10 protein-coding genes are annotated in these 9,333 nt (G+C 66.9%); 4 read left to right on the top strand and 6 right to left on the bottom strand.

Going from position 1 to position 9,333, the window contains the following annotated elements:
- Window positions 1–5: 5 nt before the first annotated feature.
- Window positions 6–920, top strand: coding sequence for a ParB/RepB/Spo0J family partition protein (locus ACN2C7_RS00925; protein WP_419321514.1), 915 nt, complete (start codon window positions 6–8; stop codon window positions 918–920).
- Between the two features lie 214 nt (window positions 921–1,134).
- Here ACN2C7_RS00925 and holA read toward each other — a convergent pair whose 3' ends face one another.
- The 4 genes from holA to ACN2C7_RS00905 all read right to left on the bottom strand — a co-directional run bounded on the left by holA (window position 1,135) and on the right by ACN2C7_RS00905 (window position 5,980).
- Window positions 1,135–2,187: a DNA polymerase III subunit delta gene (gene holA / locus ACN2C7_RS00920; RefSeq protein ID WP_419319322.1), complete on the bottom strand. Its 1,053-nt coding sequence runs from the start codon at window positions 2,185–2,187 to the stop codon at window positions 1,135–1,137.
- Window positions 2,188–2,211: 24 nt separating this feature from the next.
- Entirely contained in the window at window positions 2,212–2,715 is a 504-nt protein-coding gene (lptE, locus tag ACN2C7_RS00915; RefSeq protein ID WP_419319321.1) for an LPS assembly lipoprotein LptE, read from the bottom strand.
- A 3-nt stretch (window positions 2,716–2,718) separates the two neighbouring features.
- On the bottom strand, window positions 2,719–5,310 hold the full coding sequence (gene leuS, locus ACN2C7_RS00910) for a leucine--tRNA ligase (protein WP_419319320.1): 2,592 nt from the start codon (window positions 5,308–5,310) through the stop codon (window positions 2,719–2,721).
- Between the two features lie 139 nt (window positions 5,311–5,449).
- On the bottom strand, window positions 5,450–5,980 hold the full coding sequence (locus ACN2C7_RS00905; protein ID WP_419321513.1) for a DUF3576 domain-containing protein: 531 nt from the start codon (window positions 5,978–5,980) through the stop codon (window positions 5,450–5,452).
- Window positions 5,981–6,229: 249 nt separating this feature from the next.
- Here ACN2C7_RS00905 and ACN2C7_RS00900 point away from each other — a divergent pair, with 249 nt between their 5' ends.
- A complete protein-coding gene (locus ACN2C7_RS00900; RefSeq protein ID WP_419319319.1) occupies window positions 6,230–6,640 on the top strand; it encodes an NtrZ family periplasmic regulatory protein in 411 nt (136 codons plus the stop codon).
- Here the strand turns inward: ACN2C7_RS00900 and ACN2C7_RS00895 are convergent.
- Entirely contained in the window at window positions 6,637–7,248 is a 612-nt protein-coding gene (locus tag ACN2C7_RS00895; protein ID WP_419321512.1) for a thiamine phosphate synthase, read from the bottom strand. The genes ACN2C7_RS00900 and ACN2C7_RS00895 overlap by 4 nt on opposite strands.
- Before the next feature lie 21 nt (window positions 7,249–7,269).
- Between ACN2C7_RS00895 and ACN2C7_RS00890 the strand changes: the two genes are divergently transcribed.
- On the top strand, window positions 7,270–7,929 hold the full coding sequence (locus ACN2C7_RS00890) for a YggS family pyridoxal phosphate-dependent enzyme (RefSeq protein WP_419319318.1): 660 nt from the start codon (window positions 7,270–7,272) through the stop codon (window positions 7,927–7,929).
- A 137-nt stretch (window positions 7,930–8,066) separates the two neighbouring features.
- Here the strand turns inward: ACN2C7_RS00890 and ACN2C7_RS00885 are convergent, their stop codons facing one another.
- Complete coding sequence (locus ACN2C7_RS00885) at window positions 8,067–8,573, bottom strand: L,D-transpeptidase family protein (protein WP_419319317.1); 507 nt, start codon at window positions 8,571–8,573, stop codon at window positions 8,067–8,069.
- Between the two features lie 61 nt (window positions 8,574–8,634).
- Here ACN2C7_RS00885 and ACN2C7_RS00880 point away from each other — a divergent pair, with 61 nt between their 5' ends.
- Window positions 8,635–9,321 (top strand): response regulator transcription factor, encoded by a 687-nt coding sequence (locus ACN2C7_RS00880; protein WP_035048857.1) that lies wholly within the window; start codon window positions 8,635–8,637, stop codon window positions 9,319–9,321.
- Window positions 9,322–9,333: the final 12 nt, after the last annotated feature.

Raw genomic sequence — 9,333 nt, 5'->3', positions numbered from 1 at the left:
TGAAGATGGAGTCCGTCGTGGTGGGAGAGCCGGGTATGGCCGAAGGGCGTAGGGGTTTGGGTCGCGGTCTTTCCGCCCTGCTGGGCGAGGTCGACTCCGCGCCGGCTCAGGCGCCGGGCGAAAGGCTGGGCGGGGCCAATGAGGCCCCCATCGAGCTGTTGCGCCGAAATCCAGACCAGCCGCGGCGCACCTTCCGCGAGGATGATCTGGTCGAACTGTCCAATTCGATCCGCGAGAAGGGCATCCTGCAGCCGATCCTGGTCCGTCCGGCGCCGGGCGCCGAAGGCGAATACCAGATCGTCGCCGGCGAGCGCCGCTGGCGTGCGGCCCAGCGGGCGGGCCTGCGCAGCGTGCCGATCCTGGTTCGCGAACTGGATGACCTGGCCGTCCTCGAGATTGGCATCATCGAAAACGTCCAGCGCTCGGACCTCAATATCCTGGAGGAGGCGCTGTCCTATCGCATGCTGATGGACAAGTTCGACCGCACTCAGGAGAACATCGCCCAGACCATCGGCAAGAGCCGCAGCCACGTCGCCAACACCATGCGACTGCTGGCCCTGCCTGACGAAGTGCAGGAACACCTGGTCAGCGGCGAGCTGTCGGCCGGTCATGCCCGCGCCATCGCGGCCGCCGAGGACCCCGCCGCCCTGGCGCGCGAGATTATCGGCAGGGGCCTGTCGGTGCGCGACACTGAAGCCCTGGCCCGCAAGACGCCCGACGCCCGTCCGTCCAAGAACAAGGGTGGCCGCCCGGCCAAGGTCAAGGACACCGACACCCAGGCCCTGGAGTCCGACCTGTCGTCGGTGCTGGGCCTCGACGTGGTCATCGATCATCGCGACGGCGCCGGCCAGCTGACCATCCGCTATGCGACGCTCGAGCAGCTGGACGACCTCTGCAACCGGCTGACGCGCGGAGTCTGACCGACCGCACGCAATGTAGTTTCGAAGGGTGTGAACTCACACTTTTTGAACAGCCTCTGTCGCGCACAGAACGGCGCCTTTCCGTACTCGGGGAGGCGCCGTTTTCGTGAGACGAAGGCGGATTCGGCGATAATCCGTGTAAGGCCCTGTTCGACAAGGCTTTCCCGAAAGTCATCCACAGGCGAGCAAACGCCCTGATTTCGGGGTTTTCGGCCTAAAGACCCAGTCGGCGCGCGCGACCGGCGATCATCAGGGCCAGGCGCTCGGAAATCAGCTGGTCGGGCGAGCCGGAGGTCTTGCAGGCCCGGTCGGCGTTGAGGATTTCGCCCTGGATGTCGAGCAGCAGCTCCAGGGTCCAGGCGCGGGCCTGGCGCAGGAACTCGCGCTCCTGTTTCCAGAACACGCCGGAGGCCTTGGCGGCCGCCGTCAGGTCGATGCCGTTCTTGTGCAGGGTCAGGGTGCGACGCAGGCGTCCCAGGTGGTAGCCCATGGCCCGCACTGCAGCCGGTCCGCCTTCGCCTTCCGCCGCGGCGCGACGCAGGCCGGCTTGGGCGGCGCCGAGGCGACCGCCAAAGGCGTCGATGGCGGCGTCGCCCAGCGAGGCCTCGGGCTCGACCCCCAGAAAGTCGGTCAGGTCGGCCGCCGTGGCGTTGACGCCGCTGCCGGGGCCCAGGAACAAGATCAGGCGCTCGATCTCCATCCGCGCTACGCCGCGTTCCTTGGGCAGTCGTGAAACAAACAGGTCGAGGGCTTCGCTGTTCAGGCTGACCTTGTCCTTGGCCAGCGTCTCGCGGGCCAGGCGGGCCATGTCGCCGGCCTCGTCCTCGTAGCAAGGGATGACGGCGCAGCCGCTGGCCTTCTCGCCGACCTTGCGCAGGGTCGAGTCGCGGCCCAGCGCCCCGGCCTCGACGATGAACAAGGCCTCGGGATTGAGCTGGCCGTCGACATGGCGGGTCAGGGCCTCGGCCGTGGCCTTGTCAGGTCCGGCCTTCTCGCCGGTCAGGCGCAGGCGCACCAGTCGGCGGCCGCCCATCATCGACAGGGCGGAGAGCTCTTCCTCCAGCTTGCCGGGATGGGACTCGACGTCGCTTTCGGTCAGCTGGGCGGTGTCGAAGGGATCATCGGGCCGCGCGAACAGGCGCTTGGCCAGCTGGTCGGCGCGATCGCGCACGACGCCGCGATCCTTGCCATAGATCACCACGGCGCGGATCTCCGGGGCCGGATCCTTCAGGAAGCGTTCGACGTCCGGCCGCTTGGACAGGATCATGGCGTCAGGCCTTCAGCAGCAGCGTCAGGTCTTGGCCTTGCGGCCGCCGGCCATCCAGGCGGCGAGATCCAGCTGGATATTGCGGGCCACCTCGGCGGCGGCGCGTTCCTGGCCGTCGTTCTGGGCGGCGATGGCGGCATAGGGCTGGTCGGCCGAGTCGTAGGTCACGGCGGCCTCGCTACGGCCCTTGCGGACCTCGGCGCCGGTCTTGCCGTCCAGCAGGCGCCAGTTGACCACCATCCGCAGTTCGTAGCGGTTGGCGACATTGTCGACCCGCACGCCGCGCGCATAGCGCTGCTCGTTGATCGCCAGGGTCAGGCGATAGGCCGAAGGCGCATCGCCACTATGGACAAAGGCGTCATCCAGCTGCTCGCGCAGCAGGAAGCCGGCGCGGCCATCGGGGGCGACCGTCTCGATCGAGGCCAGGCCCGGCGTGACGCCAGGCGTCGCATAGAGCGGCGTGAACCCGCAGGCCGAGAGGCCGAGGGTGGAGACGGCGAGCGCGCCAACCAGGAAAATGCGTTTCATCGGTCAGTTGGCCACGATGTTGACGATACGGTCCTTGACCACGATCACCTTGCGGACCGTGACCCCCTCAAGGTGGGCCAGAACGGCCGGATCGGCCAGCGCGATCTTTTCGACTTCGGCTTCCGAAAGGCCGGCCTTGACCTTGATCTCGCCGCGACGCTTGCCGTTGATCTGGATCGGCAGCACGCGTTCGTCGTCGGCGGCCAGGGCCGGGTCGGCCTTGGGCCAGGGCGCGTCGACCACCAGACCTTCGCCGCCCAGGCTGGCCCAAGCTTCCTCGGCCAGGTGAGGCGTGAACGGGGCGACCAGGCGCGCCAGGATGTGCAGGGCCTCCTTGCGGGCCGCCAGCACAGCTTGTGAGGCTGCCTCTGCCGGAGCGGCCTTCAGGGCGTTCAGGAACTCGTACAGGCGCGCCACGCCGCTGTTGAAGCGGAAGCCGTCGATGCTGTCGGTGACGAAGCCGATCAGCTTGTGAGCCGACTTGCGCAGGGCCATGGCGGCCTCGTCGCCGGCGTCATGGGCGAAATCGCCGGCCGGCTGGCTGTCGAACTCGTTCCACAGGCGGTGGGTGAAGCGCCAGGAGCCTTCGACGCCGGAATTGGTCCACTGCACGTCGCGCTCAGGCGGGCTGTCGCTCATCACGAACAGGCGCGCGGCGTCGACGCCGTAAGCCTCGAAGATATCTTCGGGCGCGACGACGTTCTTCTTCGATTTCGACATCTTCTCGATGTCGCCGATGGAGATCGGCTCGCCCGTCACGGCGTGCTTGGCGGTGCGGCTGTTATCTTCCGCAGTGATGATGACGTCGGAGGGCTCAACCCACTCGCCGGCGACGTTCTTGTAGGCCTCGTGGGTGACCATGCCTTGCGTGAACAGGCCCGCGAACGGCTCTTCGACCGACAACAGGCCCTCGTCCTTCAGGGCGCGGGTGATGAAGCGGGCGTACAGCAGGTGCAGGATCGCGTGCTCGACGCCGCCGATATACTGGTCGACCGGCATCCAGTGATCAGCAGAAGCCTTGTCGATGCACTCGGCCGCGTCGGGATTGGCGAAGCGCGCGAAATACCAGCTGCTGTCCATGAAGGTGTCCAGCGTGTCGGTCTCGCGCTGGGCCGGGGCCCCGCACGACGGACAGGTCGTGTGCTTCCAGGTCGGGTGACGAACCAGCGGATTGCCCGGCTTGTCGGCCTCGAAGGTGACGTCGTCGGGCAGCACCACCGGCAGCTGGTCTTCCGGCACGGGGACGGGACCGCAGGTCTCGCAGTGGATGATCGGGATCGGGCAACCCCAGTAGCGCTGGCGGCTGACGCCCCAGTCGCGCAGGCGGTAGACCGTCGCGCCCTGGCCCTGGTCCTGGGCCTCGATGCGGGCGACGACCTCGGACTTGGCGGACTCGATGTCCATCCCGTCCAGGAAGTCCGACTTGTAGATCGAACCGGGGCCGACATAGGCCTCCTTGGCGACCGTGAAGGTCGCCGGATCCTCGCCGGGCGGCAGAACCACCGGCAAAACCGGCAGGTCGTACTTGCGGGCGAAGTCCAGGTCGCGCTGGTCGTGGGCCGGGCAGGCGAAGATGGCGCCGGTGCCGTAGTCCATCAGGATGAAGTTGGCGATCCAGACGGGCAGGGTGAGGGTCGGGTCCAGCGGGTGGACCACGCGCAGGCCGGTGTCGCGGCCCAGCTTCTCGGCGCCCTCGATATCGGCCTCCGAGGTGCCGCCCTTGCGGCATTCGGCGATGAAGGCCTGCAGGTCGGGATTGCCGGCCGCCAGTTGTTCGGCCAGCGGGTGCTCGGGGGCGATGCCCACGAAGCTGGCCCCGAAAAGGGTGTCGGGACGGGTAGTGTAGACCTCCAGTCCGGCGTCATGGCCGGCTGGGGCCTCGCCCGCGAACTTGAAGGTGAAGCGCAGGCCCTTGGACCGGCCGATCCAGTTCTCCTGCATGATGCGGACCTTTTCAGGCCAGCGATCCAGGGTTTTCAGGCCATCGATCAGGGCGTCGGCATAGTCGGTGATGCGCAGGAACCACTGGGTCAGCTTGCGCTTTTCGACCGGCGCGCCCGAGCGCCAGCCCTTGCCGTCGATGACCTGCTCATTGGCCAGGACGGTCATGTCGACCGGATCCCAGTTGACCGAGGCTTCCTTGCGATAAACGAGGCCGCGCTTCAGCAGCTTCAGGAACCAGGCCTGCTGCTTGCCGTAATATTCGGGGTCACAGGTGGCGAACTCGCGCGACCAGTCGATCGACAGGCCCAGGGCCTTCAGCTGCTCGCGCATGGCGGCGATGTTGTCGTAGGTCCAGCCCTTGGGGTGAACACCGCGCTCCATGGCGGCGTTCTCGGCCGGCATGCCAAAAGCGTCCCAGCCCATCGGGTGCAGCACCGAGAACCCCTGGGCGCGCTTGTAGCGGGCCACGACGTCGCCCATGGCGTAGTTGCGCACATGGCCCATGTGGATGCGCCCGGATGGATATGGGAACATCTCGAGCACATAATATTTCGGCCGCCCATCCGAGATGTCCGCCGTCTTGAAGACGTCGGCTTTGGCCCAGGCGCTGCGCCATTTGGGCTCGGTGTCTTTGGGATTGTAGCGGGCCATGGAAACCAGATGTCTAGATTAGGCGGAAGGGCGCCCCAAAAGGCGCGTCCGCGAGACATATATGCGGTTTCGCGGCCGGAGCGCGCTGAAAGTGCGGCGGTCGGGGTCTTCGCCGCGAACGACGAAGACCCGCCGGGGCTTAGCCCTTGATGTTCGAAAGCCGAAGCTGACGCGCGCGGGTCAGGATCGCGTTCTCAATGTCGGTCGCCGTCTGGTCGGCGGTGGGCGTATCGGTCCAGCCTCCGGCCGCGTCCTTGGACTGCTTGAACACGTTGACGTTCAGGCCGTCGGCGCGAAGGCGGGTGTCGAGGATGTAGACGGTCGCCTTGAAGCGCTCGTCAGGCTTTTCCGGGTTCACGTACCAGTCGGTGACGATCACGCCGCCGTAAGGGTCGGCCGAGGCCAGGGGCATGAAGGCCAGGGTGTCGAGCGTGGCCCGCCACAGATAGCCGTTTACGCCGATCGAGCCTTCGCTGGCCGGGGCCTTGCCGCCGCCGCCCAAGCCCTTGAACGGATTGAAGCCGCCGCCGTCATCCGAGACGGTGGAGAAAACCTTGGGACCCTTGGTGCTGCCGCAGGCGGATACGCCCAAAACCGACAGCGCCAGTACGCCAGCGGCGACGCCGCGCAAAACCGACCCACGCTCAAACGCCATAGTACCTCGCTCCAATATCTCGCCGGCGCGATCGCGCACTGTGGCGCGCCCCCGCAGCCGGAGGCCGGTCTATAGCATGGCCGCGCTGCCTCAAAACAGGAATCGCGTGACCGGTCCGCCACAGGCGCCGTCTGAATCGCGACTACAGCGGTATCCTGCGACCAAACGCCGGTTGACCACGTTCTACCCAAGCCTTTAATCGATAATAAGGGCGCATCCTCCTACATGGGAGGACGTGGGGTTTGGGACAGGTAACGAGTAGCGATGACCGCGACGCGTTTTATTACGGCAAGCGCAGCTGCGCTGATCCTCACGGGATCGGCGACGATCGCTCACGCTCAGATCAAGACGCGCTCCGCCACGCCTGATTTTACGGTCAAAAGCGACTTCACCAGCAATCCCAAGGGCGTGTTCAGCCCCCGGGACTCCAAGAAAACCCTGCAGTGGGACGCCAAGAAGGGCAAATGGGGCCTCAAGCTTGGCCTTGACCAGCCCGTCGGCCGTGAGATGGAGCTGAAGGACGTCGAAGCCGGCGCCTATTTCAAGCTTACGCCGTCCATTCGCGTCGGCGGCGCCGTCGCCCTGGGCGACAACAACCCGGCCCTGGCCGCCCGCAAGGCCGAGCCGGTCGAGCCCGCGCCCCGCGTTCGCCTGGAAACCGCGTTCAAGTTCTAGGACAAGAACGCTTCCACGGCCGCCAGGCCGACGATCCCCGTGTTTTTCAAGCCTTCCACCGTCGCCGCCCGGATTCCGCCCAGGGCGTAAACCGGCGTGTCCGTCGCTGAGACCAGAGCGCTCAGGCCCTCGACACCTAGCGGCGTCCCCGCTGACGGGCTGTTGCTCTCAAAGACCGGCGACACGACCAGGGCGTCGGCTCCCAGAGCGCTGGCGGCCATGACGGCCTCGCGGTCGTGAGCCGCGATCGTGATCAACCAGTCCGGCTGCCTTGCGCGCAGAAGCGACGCGGTCTCTCTGGTTCTTTGCGGCAGATGCAGGCCATCGGCGCCAATGGACCGGGCCAGAGCCTCGTCCGCGCCGGCCAGCAGAACCAGGCCGCAGCGGTCGGCGATGGCGCGCAGGCTCAGTCCCCGGGCCACAGCGTCCGCCGCGCCGAAGGCCCGAAACACCACCCCCGCGCCGCGCGGCAGGCTTTCGGCGACGGCTTCGGGGTCTGGAACCCGCGCGGGATCGGTGAAGAAAAGCAGGCTGGGCAGGGCTAAACCGCGCGCCGTCCTTGGCGCGAAGGTCATGGCCGTCCTAGACAGGGCTTTCAGCTCATCCATCGGTTTCAAGCGATCTCCTGCATGCCCGACGCCCCCCAAGACAGTGCATTGGCCTCAATCCGCGCCCGTATCGCCGCCGCCGAGATCGCGGCCGGTCGCGCGCCGGGCTCGGTCACGCTGGTGGCGGTGTCCAAGACCCAGCCCTGGGACCATATCGCCCCGGTTCTGGCCGCTGACCAGCGGGTGTTCGGGGAAAATCGCGTCCAGGAGGCGATGGAGCGGTGGGCGCCGCATCGCGACGGGGTCGAGTTGCATCTGATCGGGCCGCTGCAGACCAATAAGGTGCGCGATGCGGTGGGCTTCTTCGACGTGATCGAAACCGTGGACCGCGAGAAGCTGGCCAGGGCCCTGGCCGACGAAATCCGCCGACAGGGCAAGGCGCCGCGCCTCTATGTGCAGGTCAATATCGGGCAGGAACCGCAGAAAGCCGGCGTGGCGCCCTCAGAGGCCGACGGTTTCATCGCCCTTTGCCGCGAACTGGGCCTGACCCTCGAGGGGCTGATGTGCATCCCGCCCGCTGAAGGCGACCCGGCGCCGCATTTCGCGGCCCTGCGGGAGATCGCCCGGCGAAACGGCGTCGAAAAGCTGTCGATGGGCATGAGCGACGACTTCGAGATCGCCATCGCCCAGGGCGCGACCTCTGTGCGGGTGGGCTCGGCGATCTTCGGGGTTCGGAGCTAAAAATCTTCCGCTCTCCCCGGCGAAAGCCGGGGTCCAGATCGAACCCATGGCGGTTCAAGGTCTGGCGAAGCGCGAAGGCGCGTCATCTTCAGACGCTCAGGCTGGATCTGGGCCCGGCTTTCGCCGGGGAGAGCGGTTTAGAGAGAAATTTCGATCGCGTCGCCCGGCCCGGCCATCGCCAGCAGGGCCTCAAGATCCTCGCGGGCCAGGGCCACGCAGCCTTCGGTGCCGGAATAGTCCTCGCGCGCCAGGTGCAGAAAGATCGCCGAGCCCATCCCCGGAACCGGCGGATCGTCATTGTGAGCCAGGATCCCGACCAGGTCGTAGACAGGGTCGTCTCGCCACAGCCGCTCGGCGCTGGCGGGATAGGGCAGCTTGACCGGTCTATTGTAGGCCGGGTCGCCCGGCGCGTCGCACCAGCCGTCGTCAGGGGCCATCGCCTCGACGGGCAGGGCGGTGGTTGGACCGTTCGGATAGACATCTGGGCGATAGAGCACGCGCCGGATGATCCAGACGCCCACGGGGCTCCTGTTATCGCCCTCGCGCTTGTCGGCGGCGGCGATGACGCCGGCCTTGCCCAGGGCGCATCGGACGGTGCGTCCGTTGACGTCAATCTGGCCGTCGGGGCGGGCCCTGAAGATCATTGTCGGCTTCTCCGCTCCCAAGGGTTGTCGCCAGGGGCCGCACCGGTGCATGTTCCGGCCCATGGCGCAACGCAAGACCCTTCTGCTGATCGACGACGATGACGACCTGCGCGGCGCGCTGGCCGAACAGCTCGCCCTGCACGAAGAGTTCGCGGTGGCCGAGGCGGCCACGGCCGGCGAGGGCGTGCGCATGGCGCGCGAGATCAAGCCGGATCTCGTCCTGCTGGACGTTGATTTGCCCGACATGGACGGCCGCGAGGCCTGCCGGCTGATGCGCAAGAACGGGGTGATGGCCCCGGTGATCATGCTGACAGCGGCCGCCAGCGACAGCGACACCATTCTGGGCCTGGAATCGGGCGCCAACGACTATGTGACCAAGCCCTTCCGCTTCGGCGTGCTGCTGGCCCGCATCCGTGCCCAGCTGCGCAGCTACGAGGCCTCGGAAGACGCCCTGTTCCGCATCGGTCCCTACGAATTCCGCCCTTCGGCCAAGCTGCTGGTCGACGAGAAGCAGAAAAAGGTTCGGTTGACCGAGAAGGAAACCAACATCCTGAAATACCTCTATCGCGCCGGTTCAAAGCCCGTGTCGCGCGAGGAGCTGCTGACCGAGGTCTGGGGCTACAACGCCGGGGTCACCACCCACACCCTGGAAACCCACGTCTATCGCCTGCGCCAGAAGATCGAGCCCGATCCGGCCATGGCCAAGATCCTGATCACCGAAATGGGCGGGTATCGGCTGCAGCCGTAACGACAGAGGTCG

The organism is Caulobacter sp. ErkDOM-E, from assembly GCF_048541895.1.
Classification (GTDB): Bacteria; Pseudomonadota; Alphaproteobacteria; order Caulobacterales; family Caulobacteraceae; genus Caulobacter.
The sequence above is the reverse complement of the archived record's forward strand: the minus strand, read 5'-3'. Positions and strand labels throughout refer to the sequence as shown.